26 protein-coding genes, 2 tRNA genes and 1 pseudogene are annotated in these 22,315 nt (G+C 62.4%); 15 read left to right on the forward strand and 14 right to left on the reverse strand.

The window, feature by feature from the left end; genetic code table 11:
* Positions 1 to 21: 21 nt before the first annotated feature.
* Genes ACHMW7_RS26240 through ACHMW7_RS26250 form a run of 3 tightly spaced genes read left to right on the forward strand, consistent with a single transcriptional unit; the run spans position 22 to position 2,203 of the window.
* The gene (locus ACHMW7_RS26240; protein WP_395448322.1) at positions 22 to 762 is read left to right on the forward strand and encodes a BtpA/SgcQ family protein; all 741 of its coding nucleotides are present in this window, start codon (positions 22 to 24) and stop codon (positions 760 to 762) included.
* Entirely contained in the window at positions 759 to 1,271 is a 513-nt protein-coding gene (locus ACHMW7_RS26245) for an ureidoglycolate lyase (RefSeq protein WP_395448323.1), read from the forward strand. Before ACHMW7_RS26240 ends, ACHMW7_RS26245 begins: the two co-directional genes overlap by 4 nt.
* Positions 1,268 to 2,203, forward strand: coding sequence for a carbohydrate kinase family protein (locus tag ACHMW7_RS26250; protein ID WP_395448324.1), 936 nt, complete (start codon positions 1,268 to 1,270; stop codon positions 2,201 to 2,203). Before ACHMW7_RS26245 ends, ACHMW7_RS26250 begins: the two co-directional genes overlap by 4 nt.
* 339 nt (positions 2,204 to 2,542) lie before the next feature.
* On the opposite strand, the gene ACHMW7_RS26255 is transcribed toward ACHMW7_RS26250, so the two are convergent.
* From ACHMW7_RS26255 to ACHMW7_RS26265, 3 genes and pseudogenes are all read right to left on the reverse strand, one after another.
* A complete protein-coding gene (locus ACHMW7_RS26255; protein ID WP_395448325.1) occupies positions 2,543 to 3,037 on the reverse strand; it encodes a methyltransferase in 495 nt (164 codons plus the stop codon).
* 289 nt (positions 3,038 to 3,326) lie between these two features.
* Positions 3,327 to 3,530, reverse strand: a pseudogene (locus ACHMW7_RS26260) (16S rRNA methyltransferase); the annotation flags it as partial.
* Positions 3,531 to 3,648: 118 nt separating this feature from the next.
* Positions 3,649 to 3,804, reverse strand: coding sequence for a hypothetical protein (locus tag ACHMW7_RS26265; protein WP_395448326.1), 156 nt, complete (start codon positions 3,802 to 3,804; stop codon positions 3,649 to 3,651).
* Positions 3,805 to 4,030: 226 nt separating this feature from the next.
* Between ACHMW7_RS26265 and ACHMW7_RS26270 the strand changes: the two genes are divergently transcribed.
* Both ACHMW7_RS26270 and ACHMW7_RS26275 read left to right on the forward strand, forming a co-directional pair.
* Positions 4,031 to 4,387, forward strand: a complete 357-nt coding sequence (locus ACHMW7_RS26270; RefSeq protein WP_395448327.1) for an ArsR/SmtB family transcription factor — start codon at positions 4,031 to 4,033, stop codon at positions 4,385 to 4,387.
* Complete coding sequence (locus ACHMW7_RS26275) at positions 4,362 to 4,850, forward strand: SRPBCC family protein (RefSeq protein WP_395448328.1); 489 nt, start codon at positions 4,362 to 4,364, stop codon at positions 4,848 to 4,850. The genes ACHMW7_RS26270 and ACHMW7_RS26275 overlap by 26 nt, the downstream gene beginning before the upstream one ends.
* 597 nt (positions 4,851 to 5,447) lie before the next feature.
* Here the strand turns inward: ACHMW7_RS26275 and ACHMW7_RS26280 are convergent.
* Positions 5,448 to 5,524, reverse strand: a tRNA-Arg gene (locus ACHMW7_RS26280).
* A 537-nt stretch (positions 5,525 to 6,061) separates the two neighbouring features.
* On the opposite strand from ACHMW7_RS26280, the gene ACHMW7_RS26285 reads away from it, so the two are divergent.
* Positions 6,062 to 7,267: a succinylglutamate desuccinylase/aspartoacylase family protein gene (locus ACHMW7_RS26285; protein WP_395448329.1), complete on the forward strand. Its 1,206-nt coding sequence runs from the start codon at positions 6,062 to 6,064 to the stop codon at positions 7,265 to 7,267.
* On the opposite strand, the gene ACHMW7_RS26290 is transcribed toward ACHMW7_RS26285, so the two are convergent.
* Entirely contained in the window at positions 7,255 to 7,533 is a 279-nt protein-coding gene (locus tag ACHMW7_RS26290; protein ID WP_395448330.1) for a hypothetical protein, read from the reverse strand. The genes ACHMW7_RS26285 and ACHMW7_RS26290 overlap by 13 nt on opposite strands.
* Positions 7,534 to 7,851: 318 nt before the next feature.
* Between ACHMW7_RS26290 and ACHMW7_RS26295 the strand changes: the two genes are divergently transcribed.
* Positions 7,852 to 8,457, forward strand: a complete 606-nt coding sequence (locus ACHMW7_RS26295) for a hypothetical protein (protein WP_395448331.1) — start codon at positions 7,852 to 7,854, stop codon at positions 8,455 to 8,457.
* Positions 8,458 to 8,612: 155 nt separating this feature from the next.
* Here ACHMW7_RS26295 and ACHMW7_RS26300 read toward each other — a convergent pair.
* Positions 8,613 to 8,690: transfer RNA gene (locus ACHMW7_RS26300), tRNA-Arg, on the reverse strand.
* Positions 8,691 to 8,803: 113 nt separating this feature from the next.
* Entirely contained in the window at positions 8,804 to 10,291 is a 1,488-nt protein-coding gene (locus ACHMW7_RS26305) for an ATP-binding protein (protein WP_395448332.1), read from the reverse strand.
* Positions 10,292 to 10,645: 354 nt separating this feature from the next.
* Between ACHMW7_RS26305 and rpmH the strand changes: the two genes are divergently transcribed.
* The 5 genes from rpmH to yihA all read left to right on the forward strand — a co-directional run bounded on the left by rpmH (position 10,646) and on the right by yihA (position 14,650).
* Positions 10,646 to 10,780 carry a 50S ribosomal protein L34 gene (rpmH, locus tag ACHMW7_RS26310; protein WP_008833937.1) on the forward strand — a complete coding sequence of 45 codons (135 nt, stop codon included), beginning with the start codon at positions 10,646 to 10,648 and terminating at the stop codon, positions 10,778 to 10,780.
* Between the two features lie 16 nt (positions 10,781 to 10,796).
* Positions 10,797 to 11,165, forward strand: coding sequence for a ribonuclease P protein component (gene rnpA / locus ACHMW7_RS26315; protein ID WP_067965606.1), 369 nt, complete (start codon positions 10,797 to 10,799; stop codon positions 11,163 to 11,165).
* Positions 11,166 to 11,174: 9 nt separating this feature from the next.
* Positions 11,175 to 12,989 carry a membrane protein insertase YidC gene (yidC, locus tag ACHMW7_RS26320; RefSeq protein WP_395448333.1) on the forward strand — a complete coding sequence of 605 codons (1,815 nt, stop codon included), beginning with the start codon at positions 11,175 to 11,177 and terminating at the stop codon, positions 12,987 to 12,989.
* Positions 12,990 to 13,352: 363 nt separating this feature from the next.
* Positions 13,353 to 13,991, forward strand: a complete 639-nt coding sequence (locus tag ACHMW7_RS26325; protein ID WP_395448334.1) for a CatB-related O-acetyltransferase — start codon at positions 13,353 to 13,355, stop codon at positions 13,989 to 13,991.
* A gap of 77 nt (positions 13,992 to 14,068) precedes the next feature.
* A complete protein-coding gene (gene yihA, locus ACHMW7_RS26330) occupies positions 14,069 to 14,650 on the forward strand; it encodes a ribosome biogenesis GTP-binding protein YihA/YsxC (protein WP_246591791.1) in 582 nt (193 codons plus the stop codon).
* A 39-nt stretch (positions 14,651 to 14,689) separates the two neighbouring features.
* Here yihA and ACHMW7_RS26335 read toward each other — a convergent pair whose 3' ends face one another.
* The 5 genes from ACHMW7_RS26335 to ACHMW7_RS26355 all read right to left on the reverse strand — a co-directional run bounded on the left by ACHMW7_RS26335 (position 14,690) and on the right by ACHMW7_RS26355 (position 17,815).
* Positions 14,690 to 15,022: an antibiotic biosynthesis monooxygenase family protein gene (locus ACHMW7_RS26335; RefSeq protein WP_395448335.1), complete on the reverse strand. Its 333-nt coding sequence runs from the start codon at positions 15,020 to 15,022 to the stop codon at positions 14,690 to 14,692.
* Positions 15,023 to 15,113: 91 nt separating this feature from the next.
* Positions 15,114 to 15,611, reverse strand: a complete 498-nt coding sequence (msrB, locus tag ACHMW7_RS26340; protein ID WP_395448336.1) for a peptide-methionine (R)-S-oxide reductase MsrB — start codon at positions 15,609 to 15,611, stop codon at positions 15,114 to 15,116.
* A gap of 194 nt (positions 15,612 to 15,805) precedes the next feature.
* A complete protein-coding gene (locus ACHMW7_RS26345; RefSeq protein WP_395448337.1) occupies positions 15,806 to 16,357 on the reverse strand; it encodes a fasciclin domain-containing protein in 552 nt (183 codons plus the stop codon).
* A 190-nt stretch (positions 16,358 to 16,547) separates the two neighbouring features.
* The gene (locus ACHMW7_RS26350; RefSeq protein ID WP_395448338.1) at positions 16,548 to 17,279 is read right to left on the reverse strand and encodes an anti-sigma factor domain-containing protein; all 732 of its coding nucleotides are present in this window, start codon (positions 17,277 to 17,279) and stop codon (positions 16,548 to 16,550) included.
* Positions 17,276 to 17,815, reverse strand: coding sequence for a sigma-70 family RNA polymerase sigma factor (locus ACHMW7_RS26355; RefSeq protein WP_395451448.1), 540 nt, complete (start codon positions 17,813 to 17,815; stop codon positions 17,276 to 17,278). The genes ACHMW7_RS26350 and ACHMW7_RS26355 overlap by 4 nt, the downstream gene beginning before the upstream one ends.
* 178 nt (positions 17,816 to 17,993) lie before the next feature.
* Here ACHMW7_RS26355 and argB point away from each other — a divergent pair, with 178 nt between their 5' ends.
* A complete protein-coding gene (argB, locus tag ACHMW7_RS26360) occupies positions 17,994 to 18,896 on the forward strand; it encodes an acetylglutamate kinase (protein WP_395448339.1) in 903 nt (300 codons plus the stop codon).
* Between the two features lie 162 nt (positions 18,897 to 19,058).
* Positions 19,059 to 19,841, forward strand: a complete 783-nt coding sequence (locus tag ACHMW7_RS26365; RefSeq protein WP_395448340.1) for a DUF1194 domain-containing protein — start codon at positions 19,059 to 19,061, stop codon at positions 19,839 to 19,841.
* 8 nt (positions 19,842 to 19,849) lie between these two features.
* Here the strand turns inward: ACHMW7_RS26365 and ACHMW7_RS26370 are convergent, their stop codons facing one another.
* Positions 19,850 to 20,326 (reverse strand): Lrp/AsnC family transcriptional regulator, encoded by a 477-nt coding sequence (locus ACHMW7_RS26370; RefSeq protein ID WP_395448341.1) that lies wholly within the window; start codon positions 20,324 to 20,326, stop codon positions 19,850 to 19,852.
* A 132-nt stretch (positions 20,327 to 20,458) separates the two neighbouring features.
* On the opposite strand from ACHMW7_RS26370, the gene phhA reads away from it, so the two are divergent.
* A complete protein-coding gene (gene phhA, locus ACHMW7_RS26375) occupies positions 20,459 to 21,292 on the forward strand; it encodes a phenylalanine 4-monooxygenase (RefSeq protein WP_395448342.1) in 834 nt (277 codons plus the stop codon).
* Positions 21,293 to 21,296: 4 nt separating this feature from the next.
* Here phhA and ACHMW7_RS26380 read toward each other — a convergent pair whose 3' ends face one another.
* Positions 21,297 to 22,202: an EamA family transporter gene (locus tag ACHMW7_RS26380; RefSeq protein WP_395448343.1), complete on the reverse strand. Its 906-nt coding sequence runs from the start codon at positions 22,200 to 22,202 to the stop codon at positions 21,297 to 21,299.
* Between the last annotated feature and the right edge of the window lie 113 nt (positions 22,203 to 22,315).

Here is a 22,315-nt window from a genome sequence, read left to right on the forward strand (position 1 = left end):
CGGCGCGCAGGAGAAGAAGAGATGAGCCGTCTTAGTCAGACATTCACCACCGTAAAGCCGATCCTCGGCATGCTGCACCTTGCCGGTGACGGCGCCGCGGCAAAACTTGTCCAGGCCGAGGAAGAAGCCCGCATCATGGCAGGCGAAGGCGTCGACGGGCTGGTGGTGGAGAACTATTTCGGCGAGGCCGATGACGTCGAGCGTGTGCTCGATCGCCTGTGCGGCCTCGATCTCGGCGCCAAGATCGGCGTCAACGTGCTGCGCGACGACGCGCGTGCCTTCGCGCTGGCAAAGCGCTACCCGGTTGCCTTCATCCAGGTCGATTCCGTCGCCGGCCACCTACTGCCGGAGGCCGACGGCCCTTTCGCCACGGGCCTCGCAGAAAGACGGGCAAGCGTTTCCGCCCTGCTGCTCGGCGGCGTACGCTTCAAATACCAGCCGGTACTTTCAGGCCGGCCCGAGGACGAGGACGTGCGCATCGGTGCATCCCGCTGCGACGGTCTGGTCGTGACATCGGATGCCACCGGGCAGCCAACGGACATGGACAAGGTGGCGCGCTTCCGCGCCGCCACCGGCGGCACTGTACCGCTCCTCATCGGTGCCGGCCTGACCGAGTCAAATGCCGCCGAGCAGCTCGCCTCGGCCGATGGCGCCGTGGTCGGCAGCTGGTTCAAGCACGACCACAAGGATACCGGCCGCGTCGAGGCACCTCATGTCGCCCGCCTGATGCACGCCGTCCGCTCCCTCAGGAGCGCTGCATGAACGTGCCGGACGCAGTCGTCGCCCAGCCGGTGACGCCAGAGAATTTTGCGCTCTACGGCAAGGTCTATGATCTCACGGGCGACGCAGAGTCCACTGTCATCTGGACCGCCGGCGACGGCTGGGACGACGGGTTCACCCGCGCCCCGCTGATCGATGGTGCGGGACACCTCGGCATCACCCGTGGTGGCGGCGCGCCATGGTCATGTGCGGCGATGGAGCGGCATCCAGGAACGGAGGAGGCAATTTTCTGCGCCGCCGAGCCCGTCATTCTCGCTGTCGCTCCCGCCTCGGTAGCCGGCGCTCCGCACCGCGACGACATCGAGGCCTTCGTGATCGCCCCTGGCCAGGCCGTGGTGATGCACCGCAATGTCTGGCACGACGCCTGCCGGGGCCTTTCTGGCCCGGCGCCCTATTACTGGATGGCAGTCTGCGGCCTCGGCGAGAGCCCATGGGTGCCGGTCGAAGGCGGACCGCGCCAGGTGCAGGCTGCGCAAGGACGGCGCCTATGACCACCTTCTTCATCGGCGACGTTGCGCTCGACGAATATTACGTCGCCGATCGCTGGCCGGGCCGGGCCGACAAGGGCATGGTCCGGGAGCTGCCGGCCGAGATCGGCGGCTCCATCGCCAATGCCGCCGTCGTGCACGCCGCGCTCGGCGGCGACACCCAGTTCATCTCGCTGCTCAATGACGGCCCGCTGTCGCGCCGGCTGATCGAAGACCTCCGGCAAAATGGCGTCGGCGTCGATCATATGCTGATCGATCCCGCAATTGCGGAGTCGCGCAACCTGATCTTCCTGATCGACGGCGAGCATGTCGTGCTGACCGTGGAGATGGGCGAGCAGCCGATGTGGCTGGCTCCGGCAACGTTGGCGGCCTTGCGCCAGCCGGGCTTGCTCTACACGACGCTCTATCGCGTCCGCCGGCTGCATGCCCAGACGCAACAGGGACTGCTCAAGCAGGCAGACCTCGTCGCCGACCTGCGGCACCACGGTCGCCGCGCCATCTTCGACCTCGACGTCGGCGGCTGCACGCCCGAGGACATGCCCTATCTTGCCGGTGCTGCGGTCGTCATCTTCAACCAGGTCGGCTTCCGCGCCGCCTTCGGCCATGACGATGTCTCCCGCATCGGCGATTGGATACGCGATCACCAGATCGGCTGGGTTGTGCGCACGCTGGCCGCTGATGGCGCCGAGGCATATGCCGGCCAAACCCGCCTGCAGGCAGCCGGCTACCCAGTCGACGTGGTCGACGTGACCGGTGCCGGCGACACATTCGGCGGCGCGCTGACCTGGTGCCTGACACAGGGCCGGCCCTTCGCCGATGCACTGGATTTCTCCATCGCCGCCGCCTCCCGCTCGGTCACCATCCACGGCCCGCGCGGCGGCAAGGCCGACGCGGACGCTGTGCATGCATGGCGTGACGAAAACCGCCGAGGCTAATGCAGAACGTCGGGTGCATGGCCGAAAGCAGACTGGCAGCTTCCGGCCGAAGACCCTTGATTGCACACACTGAGGTCGGCGTGGCCTGCTCTCGTCAGGTATGAGACAACCATCTGGGTGCTGATGGTTGCTGTCCGGGATCCGTGAAACCTGCCAGCGACGGCGCCATCGAAAGGTGGTCCCGTAGTTTCCACTTCCAGGTAGGAGCTGGTGGACCGGCACTACCTTCCCGGCCAATCCACCAGCAGGCGACAGCGAAACCGGCGACGGGCTGCTCTTGGTGCAGGTGGCCTCGACGGCGAAGCGACAGCGCGGCGCAAAGCTGCAATCTTAGGCGAGTCAGCCCGGGAGGCGCCCACGGAACAACGTGGTGCCGTCCGTCAGGCGCGACCTCGAGATGTCAAGCAATCCAGCCTCGGTCATCCACGCACGATACTGACCTTCAGTGTACGCCTCGCCGTGCCGGTAGAGGTTCAGGAAGGTGAGGTTCAGAAAGACACCCTCAGGCGGGCCAAGGCGGTCGTCATCGACGACACCCCACCCGGCAATTGCGATCTCGCCTCCGGGTGCGAGACAACGCGCCGCGTTCAGGATCGAACGGCGCGCCTGATCAGGCGGAAGCACCTGGACGACGGCCTTCAGGATCGCTAGATCGTGCCGGCCGATCGATGGCGCGACAGTGATGTCGCCCTCTTCGACAACCACGTCGTCGGCACCATATTCCGACAGGATATCTGGCGCGACCGCTGCGACCGTCGGGAGTTCCATCAGCGTTGCCGCAATCTGCGGCCGCTGCTCGCGAAGACCGACAAGAATGGTGCCTGCGCCCCCCACCGATGTCGATCGCCGAACCGACCCCCGAGAGGTCAATCTCTTGGGCCAGCTGTCGGCCGAAAATCACCCCGCCCGGTGCGAGCATGCGGCTGAAGGCCGCCGCGGACGCTGGGCCAGCTTCGGAAAAGTCGTGCAGCGCAGCCGGCCGGTTCTGTCGCAGCGACTCTGCGGTCAAAAGGTCGGCGCCCCAGAGCTCGCGCAGCAGCGCATGATCGCCGCCACGATAGCTCGGCTTGGACGCGTCGAGGAAGGCCGAAGCTTCGGCGCCGTTGCGAAACTGGCCATCCTCGACTTCGAGCAGACCGATGCTGGCGAGTGCGTAGAGCAGCCGCGACAGACGATCGGGCGCGACGTTGAGCGCGGCCCCAAGGCTGTCGGCAGTCACCGCGCTGCCACCAAGTCGGGTGAAGATGCCAAGGTCAAGTCCGGCGCGAAGCGCCAAAGCGGGGGGCACCGCTGCGATCAGCTTTTCGATCCGATCAGAACCCACCATGCCATATCCCCTTGCGCGATCCAGGCCCTTGCGCGATCCAGGACCGACTTTGAAGCAGTTCGCGAGATCGGATTCAACCGGGGCAGTCTGCGGGCAGAGCAATACGCGAGTGGCTGCGCTACTTCTCTCGCTTTTCGATCTTCAGGTTTGGGAGGTCGGGTCGCTTGGATTTCACCCCGGCTTCCTTCAAGGCCGTGTATCCCACCTTTTTGAGGAGCTTCTCTGTTTTGGCGCGCTCCTTGTCGAGGGCGCTCTCACCTTTGACCTTGGGCATCCGTCCTCCATTTGGTTCGTTGTCGTTCGCCAGCAAACAAGATTGCCAGCGCTATCGCGCGCGATGTCAGCATTGAGGCCGCGGCAGGGATCACGTCAATGACCGAAATCAGGCGCCTTGCCGAACTGGTCTAGATCTGCCGGTCTGTTGGCGGTCGGGCGACGCATACTAAGGCATGTGCCTTAATGTTCTTGACTCGCGTCATCAACCTGCATTACTAAGGCACATGCCTTACCATTCAACCCCTCTCGACCTCGCCTTTCACGCCCTCAGCGACCCGACCCGCCGCGCGGTGGTGTCGCGGCTGGCCGGGGGCGAGGTGCCGGTCAGCGCCCTGGCCGCGCCGTTCGACATGGCCCTGCCCTCCTTCGCCCAGCACCTCAAGGTGCTGGAGGAGTGCGGGCTGATCGAAAGCGAGAAGCGCGGGCGCAGCCGCTGGTGCCGGCTGGTGCCGGCGCGCTTCTACGAGGCGGCGGACTGGATGGAAGCGGAGCGCCGGCGTTGGGCCGAGCGGCTGGATCGGCTGGAAGTCTATTTGGACAAGACCGAAGAGGAGGATGAAGCACATGGCAAACCTGTTTGAGACCTGGTCGCTCGATCGCGAGATCGTGCTGGTCAAGCTGCTCAACCACCCACGCGACAAGGTCTTTGCCGCCTGGATGAACCCCAAGGCGCTGGCGCAATGGTACGGCCCAGCCGGTCTGAGCATCGAAAACCACGAGGCCGATATCCGCGAGGGCGGGGTCTGGCGGTTCGACATGGTGGGCGTGTTCGAGGGCCGTGAGCAGCGCTTCCCGAACCTCATGCGTTTTTTGGAGATCGTGCCGAACGAGCGGATCGTGATCGACTATGGTACGCCCGACCCAGACGACCCCGACCGTTTCCGCGTCACAGTGACCTTCGATGAGCAGAGCGACGGCAAGACGGTGCTGACCATGCGCCAACTCCACCCCACCGCCAAGCGGCGTCAGGTGGTCATCGGCTTTGGCGCGGTGGAATACGGGCTGCAGACGCTGGATGGCCTCGCCGCCTGGCTGGACGGCTGATCATTTGGCCACTCGGTTGCCGCGCGCGCCTTGACGGGCCACACCCGATGTCTGCTTTCCGGCGGCCGCTATCTCGATCTGAACGACAGCATAGGGGGCGCAAAGCCGACATCTCAAAAGGGACATGGAGCCGGCGCGGCTTCATTCCTCGTTGGATGCCTACCTGAAATCTGCCGATCGGCGATCAGATCAAAACATGGAGAGGTTGAGCCGGATGCGGCTATCCCACAAGGAAGCCTCTATGACGCGCCTGCTCACTCTTGTTGGGAAGGGGCTGCTGAAGACCCGACCCGCGCGAACGTCTCGTCGATTTGAAGTTACAACGCGACGAACTGACCACCGACATCGCCGAATTGCAAAAGCGCATCACCAGCGGTGACCCATCATCACACTGGGGAGATCGACCCGGCTCTGCTGTGCGACAGGCGGTCCTACGGAACCCCAGCATTGAAGCAGGCTTATGTACGGCTGAAAATGAAGGAGGTCAGTGGAAGGACAAGGAAATCCGCATTGCACGCTCAAAGGCTGTTCTTGCCAGAGCTGCCTTCACAAGGTCTGGCTAAAACCCCGCCTTCGGTTCTCTCTTTTGTTCGAAAATGGCGCGCCCGAAAGGATTCGAACCTCTGACCCCCAGATTCGTAGTCTGGTGCTCTATCCAGCTGAGCTACGGGCGCGCAACGGGCCATCAAGGAAACGGCCGGGACGCTCCGATCAATCGACCGCAGCGACCGGCGCTAACTAGCCGCTGACATGGCGAATTGCAAGCCGCCGCCTTCAAACTTTTCTGGGAAAACCTGCCGGCGTCCCGCGACGCTGCCGGGACAAAGCGGCAAATCCACTGGCGCCGGGCTCCTGAGCCGGCACATATTGGAACTTGGGACAGCGGCCGCAAGCCCGACGTCTTGAGAACGGGGCCTTGGCGGCAACGTCACAATGGCGAAGACGAGCCGGCGTTTCAGCGGATGGCCTGGCAGACCTCCCGAACGCAACCTCGTGCGGCCAACGACGCGCTGGATCAGCGCCGCGCCGCGGGTGCCAGAACAATGAGACGCAGCACATTGCGAAACAGGGCATCCGCTTCGGAACCGGGCCACCTGGCGGCGGCCAGCAAAGATCAGGGGAGATCTTACGGCCCTTGAAGCTGTGCGCGATCACGATCGACGTGTATGCTGTTGTCGAAACGTCGCTTTTCTCACAGCAAGGGCCTCGTCATGTCAAACAAGCCCAAAGAAAGCCTCGATCGCCGCGACTTCATGATCGCGTCCATTGCCACGGTCGGCGCGTCGGCTGCTCTCGCGGCCCATGTTGGCACGGCGACCGCCCAAGACGCAGCGGTACCCTCTGCCGGCGCGGCGTCGGCGGCACCGTCAGCAACGGTCTATACCGGCGATGTGATCCAGGGGAAGAAAGTCGTCAGCGCGCTTGACGTCAACGACCTGGAGCCCGGCAAGAAGCACCTGTTGTACTTTCAGGGTGTACAGATGCCCACCGGACAGCACTGGTATGTGTCCGTGACGGTCGCCAAAGGGGCCAAGCCCGGCAAGCGCGTCGTCCTGACCAGTGGCGTGCATGGCGACGAGATGAGCTCCGTGCATACGGTTCAGATGGTGATGGACCAGCTCGAGCCGGCCGAGATGTCGGGCACGGTGATGGCGGTCACTGATGTGTCCCGCCCGGCAATCGAAGGCATGCAGCGCAGATGGCCCAATTTCGGCAGGGGCAACGACCTGATCGACATGAACAGGGAATGGCCCGGCAACGAGAACGGCGCCACCGCGCCCAGCCGGCACGCCGGGCTGCTGTTCAACCGGCTGCTGCGGCCGAACGCCGACGCCGCGATCGACTTCCACACCGGGACAACCGGGTTCGATGTCACCGCATTCAACATCGGCGGCACGGATGTGCCCGAAATCAAGGCGATGCTGGAACTCTATCCAGTCGGCCAGATCTTCGACAGTCATGTCTATCCCGGTGTCCTGCACAACGCATTCGTCGACGCCGGCATTCCGGCCTTTTGCCCCGAGATCGGTGCTGCGCGTGTGCTGGACCTCGAGATGATCTCGCTGTTCGTCGAAGGAACGATGAACGTCCTCAAGCATCATGGCATCGTGGCCGGACCGATGGGGCGCACGGGCAAGGACGTGGATGTCTTTGTCGGCAACAGCGCGTTCCCGATCCTGGCGACCCATGGCGGGCTCGTCGAGCATCTGGTCAAGCTCAACGACAAGGTCGAAGCCGGACAGAAGGTGGCGGTCCAGCGCAACAGCTTCGGCGAAGTGGTTACGGAATATACAAGCGGCGTGGCTGGAGAGGTGACGGGACAGCGCAGCGACGCAATGTCCGAGCCCGGCAATCCTTTGGTATTCATCCTCTTCAACAAGGCGCCGCCGGAGGGCGTCGAGGTCTATCCCGAGTAACGCGTTAGAGCGCGGAACTGCTGCCGCATGTCCATGACGAAAGCCCGGACACGGGCGGTGCGCCGGAAATCGCGGTGATACAGTACCCAGACATCCTTGTCCGACGGCTCCTGCAGCCCGGGCAGCTGGATCAAGTCCAGGATGGCAGCGCCGACCATGACCGGCAGTTCCACCACCCCCAATGCCGGCGCATGCCGCGACCAGGCCCGTCGATTGGCCGTCCACCTTGGCGACGACACGTCCCTGCGGAAATAACGCTGAGCCACTGCGGCCTGCGCCAAATTGCCTGTCTGGCGTCAGTCAATTGCTGGCAAGGGCCCTGCTGTCCACCGCGCCTTGCCTCGCGGAACCGAAGCGCGCCCACAGACATCCAGTTCGGTCATCCAGTTCGGTGAAATACAGAGGGAAGTTGGCGCGCCCATGAGGACGAAACCGGGAAACTGCTACGCGAGCGGCAGGCGGGCGAAAACGGCAATTTATATCATAATATCAATCTATTATCGGCGCATTGGTTTGCGCCTGGCATGCATTCTGCTATGATTTCGCTGTTGCCGCTTCGGCACTTCTCCGACGTGAGGAGCCCCATGACAGCACAAACACCCGAGAGAATACTCATCGATGGTAAGCCGCATTTGTTACATGCACTGCCGCTCTATCGCCTGCTTGCTTCCCGCCGGACTAAAATAGAAGCTCCCGACGTCTGGACGACGGCCTGTCATCGTCAGTACGTGGGCACTTGGGATATTGTCGATGGTAAGTTGTGGCTCGTCGGTTTGAGTACTTATGGCGACAAGGAGCTGCCGCTCTCGGATGCCATGCGCACTTGGTTTTTGCGGCTCGTGCCAGCGAACGGATTTCCAGTATGCGCCGAGTGGTTCAGCGGTCACCTTCGCATCCCGACAGGACCAAGGCTCGTGTGGGGCTTCCACGGCGGGTCATCGTGGTTCACCCGAGAGCGCGTCATCACTTGCCGGCGAGGCAGGATCGTTCGCGACCGCGAGGTCGATACATTGGCAATGCTGGAATGGGCATTGCGCCGATGCGACGGTTTGAAGCAAAGTCTTGATCCAGAGAACAGACTCGGGGAGCCGCTGGCCTGGATTACCGACGACGACTACGAGCACCTGCGCGGAGACTGGTGGCCGCCTGAATGGGAGGGTCAGCGCACTCCGACCACTCCTGGTTCTTAGTCGTCCGTGGCACATGGTTTAGGCGCCGATGAGCCCTAGGGGGCAAGACCTACTCCGAAACTTCATTGGGTTGGTGGCGCGGCAAAGTCCGACGCAGCACAAAAATGACCAAGCTGTGACCAGGATCGGAGACTTGCGGCGTTGCAGCTTAGAATTGGCGCGCCCGAAAGGATTCGAACCTCTGACCCCCCAGATTCGTAGTCTGGTGCTCTATCCAGCTGAGCTACGGGCGCGCATCAGGCCGAGTGAACGGCCAACACGCTGCGGTCAATCGACTGCAGCGACCGGCGCTACCTAGCGGCTCGAATTGTGAAATGCAAGCCGCTGCCGGCAAAGTTTTTTACAATCAGGCCGGACGGCGCATGCCCTGACGCGCCTCGTCGAGGCGAACCGGCTGATCGGGGATGGTGACGGCGAACACCGTGCGTCCGCCAGCACTCTCGACGAGCTCCAACTGCCCGCCATGGGCGCGCACCAGTTCATAGGCGATGGCGAGGCCGAGACCGGTGCCGCCGCTGCGGGCCGAACCGCGGAAGGCGGCAAACAGGTTCTCGCGCGCCTTTTGCGGCAGGCCGGGGCCGGTATCGGCAACGAGGATGCGACTGACGCTGCCTTCGCGCTCGGCATAGACCGTCAAACGATTGACGATGGCGCTGTCGGCAGCACCGGCCATCGCCTGCACGGCGTTGCGGCACAGATTGGTCAGTACCCTGAACAACTGGTCGGGATCGGCCTCGATCTCAAATTCGGTGTCGACGGCGTTGAAGAACTCGATGCCCGAATCGGGTTCGAGGCCGAGCAGGCCGTGCACGTCGTCGACAAGCTGGCTGAGCCGCAGGCGTCGGCGCGCCGGCGCTGGTTCCTGGGCGCGGCCATAAGACAGCACGTTTTCCGAATAGGCTACGGCGCGATCGAGCGTGCGCAGCAATTTCGGCGCAAAGGCCTGCACGGCCGGGTCCTTGACCATGCGCAGGCGGTCGGACATCAGCTGTGCCGACGCCAGGATGTTGCGCATGTCGTGATTGATCTTCGACACCGCCAGGCCGAGGTCGGCCAGATGCTTCTGCTCGTGCAGCATTCGCTGCAGATGCGTCTGCATCGCCGCCAGTTCGCGCTCGGCCAGGCCGATCTCGTCGGAACGGGCTTCGGGAACGATGACCCCGGCGGGATTGTCCGGGGCATCGGAGAAGGTCAGCATCGAGCGCGTCATGGCACGGATCGGCTTGATCATGATGCGATCGATGGCGGCATAGACAAGAGCTGCGGTGAACAGCGAAATCAGAAGCGAAACGAACACGATGTAGCGCGCATTGGCCAGCATGGCCCGGTGCAGCCGGTAATCAGGGATGACGAGCTCGAACTCCTTGGCACTCTCGCCGACCCGGCCGTAGACGCGCAGCATGCGGTTGCCGCCGAACAGCAGCGTGTCGATGGCGGCCGGCATCGAGTCCAGCACGCCTTCCTTGGCGATGTCGATATGCTCGTCGACCTCGGGCGGCATGTCGGCAACGACCAGCAGGCGGGAGACGCCGCCATCGCGCACGGCAATCGCCTTGGCGCCGATCGCCGCCAGCACGTCGTTCTGGGCAGCGCGCGACAATGACGTCGGGTCGCCCTGCACCAGAATTGTCGCAACGGCGGCCGCCGTGGCCAAGCGTTCCTCGAGCCAGCGAATGCGGAAGCTTGCGACCGAGGGCAGGAAGAACAGAACTTCGGCGAAAAGTACAAAAGCGATGGTCAAGAGCAGCAGCTTTGCCGAGAGGCCGCGCGAAAGCGGAACCGAACGGTCCGCCTGTTTTCCGGCATATGCACCGGTATCGGCTGCTTCAGTCATGCTGTTCTTTGCTGCGAGGCCAATTCGAGAATGATGCGCTTCGGACTAAAATGAGTACGAACTGCCTTGCATCCCCTTTGTTGCAAAGATAGGCGATCACAACGCAGTTGCAAATTCCGCACTGCAAAATGTCACTGCCGCCGCCCAGTCCCCTGTCGCCTGCTGACAGCATAATCAACCTTCGGTAGCGCCAGGGTCGGCGGATTGACTTCGCGACACCTTCTTTCTATAAGCCCGCACACGCTCGGGACCCGCTTCCGTCGCGGTTTTTGATCGCGTCGAAGCAAGCTGAGCCAAGCTCCTGTTACAGTGTGACAGAATCAAGAAGGGCCGCACCCCGCGGTATAAAAACAAATGAAGCGTACCTATCAGCCTTCCAAACTCGTCCGTAAGCGCCGTCATGGTTTCCGTGCTCGCATGGCTACCAAGGGCGGTCGTGGCGTCGTCGCAGCTCGCCGCAACCGCGGCCGCAAGCGGCTCTCCGCCTAAGCCATAGGCGGGAACCTTGCCCGCTGACGGCAAGCCAGAGGGGTCTGCTCCGCATGGACGCGGCCCCGAACGGCTTCTGAAAAGAAAACAGTTTCTGGCCGTCCGCCGCGGTGACAAGCGGCGCGGGCGGTTTTTTCTCGTCGAGGTTCTGGATCGCGACGACAGTGCGGGGCCGCGCGTCGGCTATACCGTCACCAAGAAGGTCGGCAACGCGGTTGTCCGCAATCGTGTCAAACGGCGCCTCAGGGAAGCCGTTCGTACACATGCCGCAGGTGACATGGCCGCCGGCAAAGACTATGTGATCGTCGGGCGCGAAGATGTGCTCACCGCCCCTTTCGGCCAGATCACGGCCGAACTTTCTCGGCGCATTCGCGGAACGCGATAAGGGCTTTCGATGGAAAACAACCGTAATTTCTTTATCACCATCGCCTTGTCGGTGCTGATCCTGACGCTCTGGCAGGTGTTCTACATGAACCCCCGCGTCGAAACGCAGCGGGAAGCCGCGCGAATCGAAGCCGAGCGCGTGGCCGAGCAGCAGAAGGCCGCGCAGCCGGCGGGCACGACGCCTGGCACCGGAACGCCGGCAGCACCGCAAGCCGGCATCCCCGGCGCGCCGACGACCCAGGTCGCCGTCGCCGACCGTGCCCAGGCGATTGCCGCTTCGGGCCGCATCGCGCTCGACACGCCGAGCCTGAAGGGTTCGATCAACCTGACCGGCGCGCGGATCGACGATATCAGCCTCAAGCACTACCGCGTCGCCGTCGATCCGAATTCGCCTGTCATCGAGCTGTTGAACCCGCAGGCCCTGCCGTCCGGCTTCTATGGCGAGATCGGCTTCGTCGGCAGCGAAGCGACAGGCCCAGTGCCCGGCCCCGACACCGTCTGGACGGCCGAGAGCAACGCCACGCTGACGCCGGCCACGCCGGTGACGCTGACCTACACCAACGACAAGGGCCTGACCTTCAAGCGGACCATCGCTGTCGACCAGAACTACATGTTCACGGTGACCGACACGGTGACCAACGCCGGCGCCGCCGATGTTGCGCTGTCGAACTACGGCCGCCTTACCCGCTTCGACAAGCCGCTGCATGCCTCGACCTACGTGCTGCACGAAGGCCTGATCGGCGTGACCGGCACCGAAGGCCTGCAGGAGCTCAAGTACTCGACCATCGAAAGCGACAAGCAGGTCCTGCCCGGCAAGTCGACCGACGGCTGGCTCGGCATCACCGACAAGTACTGGGCCGCATCGCTGATCCCCTCGGGCAAGCAGCCGTTCCAGCCGCGCTTCTCCTATTTCGAAGACGGCCGCCCGCGCTACCAGGCCGATTATATGACCGATCCGATCACTGTCGCAGCCGGTCAGTCGGCAACTGTCGAGACACTGGTTTTCGCCGGCGCCAAGGAAGTGGCCAAGATCAACGCTTATGAGAAGGACCGCCAGATCAGGCAGTTCAACCTGCTGATCGACTGGGGCTGGTTCTACTTCATCACCAAGCCGATGTTCTGGCTGATCGACACGCTTTACAAATTCCTCGGCAATTTCGGCCTGGCGATCCTCGCCACCACCGTCATCGTCAAGGCCATCTTCTTCCCGCTCGCCAACAAGTCGTACAAGTCGATGGCGAACATGAAGATGGTACAGCCCAAGATGCTGGAGATCCGCGAGAAATACGCGGATGACAAGATGAAGCAGCAGCAGGCGATGATGGAGCTGTACAAGACCGAGAAGATCAATCCGCTGGCCGGCTGCTGGCCTGTGCTGATCCAGATCCCGGTGTTCTTCGCGCTCTACAAGGTGCTCTACGTCACCATCGAAATGCGCCATGCGCCGTTCTTCGGCTGGATCCACGATCTGGCGGCACCCGATCCGACGTCGCTGTTCAATCTGTTCGGCCTGCTGCCTTGGGGCGTGCCCGCCTTCCTGATGATCGGCGTCTGGCCGTTGATCATGGGCGTGACCATGTTCCTGCAGATGCGCATGAACCCAACACCTCCGGATCCGACCCAGGCGATGATCTTCACCTGGATGCCGATCCTGTTCACCTTCATGCTGGCGTCGTTCCCGGCGGGCCTCGTCATCTACTGGGCGTGGAACAACTCGCTGTCGATCTTGCAGCAGGGCGTGATCATGAAGCGCCAGGGCGCCAAGATCGAGCTGTGGGACAATCTGGTGGCGTTGTTCAAGAAAAAACCAACGCCGGCAGAATAGCCGGACATCCGAGACACAACGAAAAAGCCCCGGAAATTCCGGGGCTTTTTGCTTTTCGCGGATTTTGCGGTTTTTTCAACTGGGAGCTGAAACTATTGCCCCGACAGCAGCGTAGCTGAGCGATGCCTCTCAAGCATCAGCTTGCGGGGTGACGGTTTCTGACCATCCCCCCGGTCAGAATTGAACCGTCTCGGCAAAGGCCGGGGTTCCGCAAGCCCTTGTGGAACCCCGGTTTGCAATCCGGTCCGGCGACCGACCCCTACATTGGAAAAAACCAGACAGCGAAGATCTATGCCTGACGATGTCTTCGTCGCGGATCGCGCTATACTGTCATTTCATACGCATCCACACGGACGATAAACCATGCTCGGACCGAACCCCGCGATCAAGCACCCGATACCGATGCATAAGCGCGTCGGCTTCCTAAAATCCCTTGTCGACGCCGAAAACATCGAGATCGGCGACTTCACCTATTACGACGACCCAGAAGGGCCGGACCTGTTCCAGCAGAAATGCGTGCTGCATCACTACCCGTTCATCGGCGACAAGCTGATCATCGGAAAGTTCTGCGCCATCGCCGAGGGCGCGCGTTTCATCATGAACGGCGCCAACCACGCCATGTCTGGATTTTCGACCTTTCCGTTCAACATTTTCGGCCATGGCTGGGAGGACGGCTTCGACGTTTCCACCTGGCAGCAGGAGGTGCGCGGCGACACGGTGCTTGGCAATGACGTGTGGATCGGCATGGAAGCGGTGATCCTGCCGGGGGTTCATATCGGCCACGGCGCCATCGTTGCTGCGAAATCGGTTGTCAGCAGGCACGTACCGCCTTATGCGATCGTAGCCGGCAATCCTTCCGTCGTGGTCAAGAAGCGTTTCGACGACAAGACCATCGAACGGCTTTTGACGATTGCCTGGTGGGATTGGCCGGTGGACAAGATCGGCCGCAACCTCAATGCCATTCGCGGCTCGGATATTTCTCTGCTGGAGGCAGCGGCTTGAACCAATACACGACCAACGGCCCGGTGGATGCCGAGCTTTTCAAGCGCCCATGGATCTTCATCCGTGGCGTGCCCGCCATGAAGTTCTTGCCGCCCGAAGGGCCGCCGGAGATCGCCTTCGCCGGCCGTTCGAATGTCGGCAAGTCGTCGCTGATCAACGCGCTGGTTCGCCATGGCGGGCTGGCACGCACTTCGAACACACCGGGGCGCACGCAAGAACTCAACTATTTCGTGCCCGACGGCTATTCCGGCGAAGCCGGCGACCTGCCGCCGATGGCCCTGGTCGACATGCCCGGCTACGGCTACGCCCAGGCGCCGAAGGAACAGGTCGACCAGTGGACCAAGCTGGTGTTTGACTATCTGCGCGGCCGGGTGACGCTCAAGCGCGTCTACCTGCTGATCGATTCCCGCCACGGCATCAAGAAGAACGACGAAGAGGTTCTGACCCTGCTCGACAAGGCGGCGATCTCCTACCAGATCGTCCTGACCAAGACCGACAAGATCAAGGCCGCCGGCGTGCAGCCGCTGATCGAAGACACGCTGTTGAAGATCAAGAAGCGCGCCGCCGCCTTCCCAACCGTACTGGCGACGTCGTCGGAAAAGAACGAAGGCCTGGACGAACTGCGGGCAGCGATCGCGCTGGTGGTCAACGGCGGCTGAATAACAGCCGCCGCCGGGCGCTTGCGGGGGCGATCCGCATCATGCCTGCGTCACCTCGTGGACGAGCTGATAATAGGCCGGCGTCACGCTCTCGATCAGCGGTCCGACCTTGGCGATATGCTCGGTGAAACCTTGCGTCTGATGCACGCGCTGGTGATCGACAACCGTGTCGAAGGTGCTGATCATGATCGCCGTGTCGCCATCGATCGCCCGGTGCAGCCGGCTGCCGCGCCAGCCCGGCACATTGCCTATCGAACGATCCAGGTTGATCTTCTGCAGGGCGATGAACTCGTCCAGCTTGCCCGGCTTCAGGGTGAAGATGTTGACGAACGCCACCGGGCCGTTCTGTTCATTCTCTGCGTTCTGGCTCATTGCCGCTCTCCTTTTCGATTCTGGTTCTCGTGAGAGCGCATTCATGCAACCTCAATATATCTTGAGGTCAAGAGAAATTTTTGGAAAACGATCAGGCGGCAGCCGGCCGGAACGCCAGGGCCAGCCCGTTGATGCAATGGCGCTTGCCGGTCGGCGGCGGGCCATCGTCAAAAATGTGACCGAAATGGCCGCCGCAGCGGCGGCAATGCACTTCGGTGCGGGTCATCAGCAGCGACGTATCGACATTGGTGCCGATCGCATTGGGCAACGCGTCCCAGAAGCTCGGCCAGCCGGTGCCGGAATCGAACTTGGTGTCGGACGAATAGGCGGCGAGGTCGCAGCCGGCGCAGTTGAACGTGCCCTTACGGTGCTCGTTGAGCAGCGGGCTCGACCCTGGCGGCTCGGTGTCCTCCTGGCGCAGCACGGCAAACGCCGCGGGAGAGAGGATTGCCCGCCACTGGGCATCTGTCTTGGTGACTTCGAAGTTTTCAGCCAATGCCGGGGCGGCGATGGTCAATCGCCTCGAGACGACAAAGCCGGCAAGAACGGCGATCGCGGCACTGCCCAGCAGGAATGTACGGCGGTCCATGGCATTTCTCCTGGCCGACCATAGGCCGGCAGCAAATCACGGCGAAATCAACAGGGCTTGAGGGTCTGGCGCGTAAGCCGACGGGCCGGCGCACAACAAACCACGCCCCGCAACGGTGACCGTTGCGGGGCGCGTTGCCGATTGCGCGAGCCTCAGGGAGCGACAGCGTCGCACAACCACACTGCCCCCCGGGCTTACATCTTGGGCAGCAGAACCTTGTCGATGACATGGATGACGCCGTTCGACTGCTCGACATCGGCGATCGTCACATTGGCGACATTGCCGTTCTCGTCAGTCACGGTGACCTTGCCACCATCGGCCTTCAGCGTCAGTTCGCAACCACCAACGGTCTTGGCCTTGTGGGCACCGCCATCATCCGCGACCATCTTGGTGACATCGCCGGCCATCGCCTTGGCGCCGACCACATGGCAGGTCAGGATCTTGGTCAGCTTGTCCTTGTTTTCAGGCTTGAGCAGGGTTTCGACCGTGCCGGCCGGAAGTGCCGCAAACGCCTCGTTGGTCGGCGCGAAGACCGTGAACGGGCCTTTGCCCTGCAGCGTCTCTACCAGACCGGCCGCCTTCACTGCAGCGACGAGCGTGGTGTGGTCCTTGGAGTTGACCGCGTTCTCGACGATGTTCTTGTCGGCGAACATCGCAGCACCGCCAACCATCGGGTTTTCGGCATAGGCAAAGGTTGCAAGAGCGGAGAAAGCACCGGCGAGCAAAACGAGAGAGATCTTACGCATATTGTAACTCCTTGGGTTGTTTCCCTAGATGGAAAGGCACAAGGAATTACGACGATGAGATTATATAGTTTCACTTTCGTGCGTGAAATATCTCACTTACTTCAATATAATCTTTGCCAAACCTTATAGGTACGAACGGCATTGAGATAAAGTTTCAGCCCAGTTCGAATTCAGGCAATTTTTCTCTGGATTAGATGTCGCGCAGGTCGCCAGCGGCAACAACCGGTCCGGTCGGCTGACCGGTCGGCGAGCCGCCCGTCGGCTCGAGGCTGACGGCAAGCACGGCACCGGCAGCGAGCTTGGCGCGGATGTCTTCCTTGACTGGCATCTTCATGGTCGTGCCCGCAGGGATGACGCCCATCGAAACCGGCGGGTTGCTACCTTCGATCATCCAGAGCTCGAAGTCCTTGCCGGCACCACGTTCGCCCGCGACATGTGAAAGGCCGACTTCGCCGGAAGCAGCGTCGTACATGACCATGTACTTGACGTCGCTGCCGTCAGCGGCAAGCGATGCAACCATGCGCTCCTGCGGCAACTCGGCGGGCGGGTTGACGTAGGGGACAGCGACATAAAGGGCGAGCGCGGCGACAGCTGCCGTTGCCAGGCCACGCCAGAAGGCGAGGCTGGCCCACAAACCGGCAGAGCCTTGCGAGCTGGGCGCCGACGACGTCGCGGTCCCCGAGAACAGCCTGCGGTCGATCGCCGGCTTGACCGAGGCCGGAGGCTCGATCTCCGGGTAGGCCGCAGCAAGGGGAGAGAAATGCACTTCCCACTGGTCGACCATGCGGGCGAAACCAGGCTCGCCATCGATGCGGGTGCTGGCTTGACGCCGCTCGTCGGCAGGCAGGACGCCGAGAACGTATTCGGCGGCGACCAGATCGTCGCCTCCACGTTCCTGTCCATTGTCTTGCGCGAGCGTCATCTTTCCAGACATTCCCTAAGTTTGAGCAGGCTGCGGCGCAGCCAGGTACGCATGGTGTTGAGCGGCACGCCGTGGCGTTCCGCGAGTTCGTTATAACTCTCTCCCTTGAGATAGGCGCCGCGGACCGCAGCAGCCTTGTCCTTCTCCAGTTCCTCCAGGCAGCCATGGATGCGCTCGGCTTCGCCGCCCGCCACTGCTGCAGCCTCTGGCCCCGGCCCCGGGTCCGCAACCTCGAGCGCCTCGTCGATCGCGAGAGGCGCCTGACGCCGCGCCCGAATGCGATCGATCGCATGGTTGCGGGCGATTGCTACAAGCCACGAGATGGGGCTGAGATCAGAAACTGCGAAGCGGTCCGCTTTCGTCCAGATCTTGACGAAGACCTCTTGCAGCGCTTCCTCGGCATCTGCCCTGTCGTTCAATACACGCAGGCAGACCCCGAAAAGTTTCGCGCTCGTCTGCCGGTAGAGCAAATCGAAGGCCGCACGATCCTTCATCGAGGTCCGAACAATCAGCTTGGTGATGTCCTGCGGCGTCATGTTCGCCAAGTTACGTCGCGCAAAACTATTTGCAACTCCTGTTTAGGTTGTCGAGCGACATACAACCCTTTCCCCCTGCGCGCCGGCAAAACAGCATGCGCGCCAAACCATCGAACCATTTGCCCCCTGCCCGGTTTCCGGCTAAGACCGCGCCGACCTTTTCCACCTATCCGGGACCATGCCGATGACGACGAATGTCGCCGCCACCGCCGAAATGCAGGCTGCCCTGCTCTCCGCGGCCTTGCCCTACATGCAGCGCTACGAAAACAAGACCGTCGTGGTGAAATATGGCGGCCACGCCATGGGCAATGTCGAGCTCGGCCGTGCCTTCGCCCGCGACATCGCATTGCTCAAGCAGTCGGGCGTCAACCCGATCGTCGTGCATGGCGGCGGCCCGCAGATCGGCGCCATGCTGTCCAAGATGGGCATCGAATCGAAGTTCGAAGGCGGCCTGCGCGTCACCGACCAGAAGACGGTCGAGATCGTCGAGATGGTGCTGGCCGGGTCGATCAACAAAGAGATCGTCGCCCTCATCAACGCCGAAGGCGAATGGGCGATCGGCCTGTGCGGCAAGGACGGCAACATGGTCTTCGCCGAAAAGGCCAAGAAGACCATGGTCGACCCCGACAGCAACATCGAGAAGGTGATTGATCTCGGCTTCGTCGGCGAGCCGGTCGAAGTCGACCGCACGCTGCTCGACCTTCTGGCCCGTTCCGAAATGATCCCGGTGCTGGCGCCTGTCGCGCCGGGGCGCGACGGCCACACCTACAACATCAACGCCGACACTTTCGCCGGTGCGATTGCAGGTGCTGTGAAGGCTTCGCGGCTGCTGTTTTTGACCGACGTGCCCGGCGTACTCGACAAGGACAAGAAGCTGATCGACGAACTGACGGTCGCCGACGCCAAGGCGCTGATCAAGGATGGCACGATTTCGGGCGGCATGATCCCCAAGGTCGAGACCTGCATCGAGGCGATCGAGCGCGGTGTCGAGGGAGTCGTCATCCTCAACGGCAAGACGCCGCATTCGGTGCTGCTCGAGCTGTTCACCGAGCACGGTGCGGGCACGCTGATCGTTCCGTAAGGAGCTGCCGCAATTCCTGCCCAATGGGCAAAGACGGGCCGGCTTTTGCCGGCCTTGTCGTTTCAAGAACAGGCCTCATATTCACGAAGCATTGAAGCGGCACAGCTTTCATTTTTCCCGCATTGACGCACACTGATTTCCGGGTTCCTCGGACGACGAACAATGCTGGCTGCGCTGGCGCTGATCCTGTGCACGAGTTGCGAACTGCCTGTCGCGCCGATCATCGGCGTGGATGATCGGACAGTGGATATCGAACTGGTGCTGGCCGTCGACGTTTCGAGTTCGATGGACGAAGGCGAGTTCGCGCTTCAGCGCGCCGGCTACGTCAAGGCGTTGCGCCACCCCGACTTCATCAATGCCGTCCTGGCGGGTTCGAGGGGCCGGATTGCGGTCACCTATTTCGAGTGGGCGGGGACCGTGCGGCCAGAATCGGTCATTCCCTGGCAGATCATCGACGGCGCGGTGAGCGCCGATGCCTTCGCAGCCGCGCTCGCCGTCAAGCCCATTGGCGGATCCGGCGGCACTTCGATCTCGAACGCCGTAGCGTTCGGTGCGAACCTGCTGGAGCAAAATCTCTTCCGGGGCGAAAAGAAGGTCATCGACGTCTCAGGCGACGGACCGAACAACCTCGGTGCACCGGTGGAGGTCGCCCGCAACAATGCGGTTGCAAAAGGCATCGTCATCAACGGCCTGCCGATCCTCGTCCGGCCGACCGGAAGCCTCGAAGACATCGATCGCTACTACGCCGAATGCGTGACCGGCGGACCCGGCTCGTTCGTGCTGCCCATTCACCTGGCATCGGAGTTCATCACAGCTATCCGCCGCAAGCTGGTCCTCGAAGTCAGCGGCGTCACCGATGCGCCAGACGTCCTGAAGATCCAGGCGACTGAACCCGTCAACTGCCTCGTCGGCGAGCGTTACCGGCTCGTCTATCCAGAACCGTAGCCGCTGCCCTAGCCTCGCAAATGCGCGAGCGGCACATGGCCAGGGCCCTTGATGTTCTGCAGCACCAACTGGGTGTGCACATCGCGCACACCCGACAGACGCATCAGCCGGTGCATGACGAAGGCGTTGAGGTCATCGACGTTGGGCACCATGACGTGCAGCAGGAAGTCGTAGTCGCCGGTCATCGTCCAGCAGGCCGAGACCTCGTCCATCCGCTGCACGGCGGCAATGAATTTTTCCGGCGAATCGTCGCTATGGCTGACCAGCCTGACCTGGACGAAGACCTCGACCATCAGGCCAACCGCGCGGCGGCCGATGCGAGCGGAAAACCCCTTGATGACACCGGCTTCCTGCAGCGCCTCGAAGCGGCGCGCGCACGGCGTGTTGGACAAGCCAATCTCCTGCGCGATCTCGGAAACCGGCTTGCGCCCGTCACGCTGGAGGATGTCGAGCATCCTGATCTCGAACTCGTCAAACTGAGGCATTTCCACCATCCACTTCGTTCATTTGGGTGAATGTACCTCAAATCGCGACCAAATGCGCGCAAAGAGGTGAATTCCGCTCGACCTCAGCGCTTATCATTCCTCATCGAAGCTGTTTCCGGGGAGGATCGGACCATGAGCGTGAGTGTTCAAGACTATGCACAGGAATGTGCGGCCCAAGGGCTGCGCGGCGACTACAGCGTCTGCCGGGCGGATTTCACCGTCGAACAGAAATACGACTACAGTCCGGCCGAGCAGGATGTGTGGCGTACGCTTTGCGACCGCCAGACCAAGCTGACCCAGCGGCTGGCGCACAAATCCTATCTCGACGGCATGTCGGCCCTCGGTCTGGTCGACCGCATTCCGGATTTCCATGACGTCAGCGAAAAGCTGCGCAAGCTCTCCGGCTGGGAGATCGTGGCGGTACCCGGCCTGATCCCAGCGCAGCCCTTCTTCGACCATCTGGCCAACCGCCGCTTCCCCGTGACCAACTGGCTGAGGACGCGCGACGAGCTCGACTACATCGTCGAGCCCGACATGTTCCACGATTTCTTCGGCCATGTGCCGGTGCTAAGCCAGCCGGTGTTCGGCGATTTCATGCAGATGTATGGCGAGAAGGCGACCGATCTCATCGCGCTTGGCGGCGACGAGATGATCACCCGGCTCTATTGGTACACAGCCGAATACGGGCTGATGCAGGAACCCGGCCAGCCGCTCAAGGCATTCGGCGCCGGCCTGATGTCGTCTTTCACCGAGTTGCAGTTCGCGGTCGAAAGTCCCGATGCGCACCAGGTGCCCTTCGACATCGAGACGGTGATGCGCACGACCTATGAGATCGACAAGTTCCAGCGCGCCTATTTCGTGCTGCCGTCGTTCGACACGCTAAAGGATGCGTTCCAGAACAGCGATCTGGCCGGCATCATCAAGCGCTGGAAAGCCGAGCCGCCGCGCGATCCCGCGACGATCTAAAGGCTCAGCCTACGGCAAGCAGCACCAGGATGCCGCCGACAATCAGCACGCAACCGGCCATTTCGAGCCGGTTGATGCGCTCGCGGAAGAAGAAGACGCTCGACGCGAAGGTGAACAGCATCTCGATCTGGGCGAGCGACTTGACGATCGCCGCCTGCTGCAACGTCATCGCCATGAACCAGCCGAATGAGGCGGAGGCGCCGACAAGACCGGTGAATAGTGCCGGGCGCCAGGCCTTGGCGATGCGAGGCAACTCGTCGCGCTCCTTCCACAGGATCCAGACCAGCATCAACACCGTCTGGAAGACGATGACGACGGCAAGCGTGACTGCCGCCTGCATCATGAAATTCGGCCCGCCGAGCGCCAGCGACGCGGCGCGATAGGCGACCGCCGAAATGCCGAAAAACGTGCCCGAGGCCAACCCGATCAGCGCATTGCGGCTGAGCACCGAGGTTACCAGCGTACGCGCGGTGAACGTCGTGTGGGCGACCGAGATCAGCATCACGCCGAAGACGCTGATGGCGATGGCAGCGATTGCGCCCGCCGTCGCGCGCTCGCCGAGAAACAACAGCCCGAACAGGGCCGCCTGCGCCGGTTCGGTGCGCGAATAGGCAGTACCGACGGCAAAGTTCCGGAACGAGAACAGGTGGATCAACAGGAAGGTGGCGGCGATCTGGCCAAGGCCGCCGACCACCGCCCAGATGAAGAACGTCCTGTTCAGGGCCGGGAGTTGGTAGCCGACTACGAAATGCAGCACGCCGACAAAAGCGAGCGCGAAGGGGAAGCCAAAACCGAAGCGGACGAATGTGGCACCGGTCGTGCCCATCACGCCTTTCAGGTGCTTCTGTACCACCGACCGCAGGTTCTGCAGGAAGGCGGCAGCAATGGTGATGGGAATCCACAATGGCATATTGGTTCAGTATCGGCTGGAAAGCGGCCGGAGCGGCCGCACTTGCGCGTCTACAGCATCGCCCTGAAATTCGGAATCGATTTTCAGGGCGATGCGTCGATTCAGACGAACGG

The organism is Aminobacter sp. UC22_36, from assembly GCF_044056035.1.
In the GTDB taxonomy this organism is placed as follows: domain Bacteria; phylum Pseudomonadota; class Alphaproteobacteria; order Rhizobiales; family Rhizobiaceae; genus Aminobacter.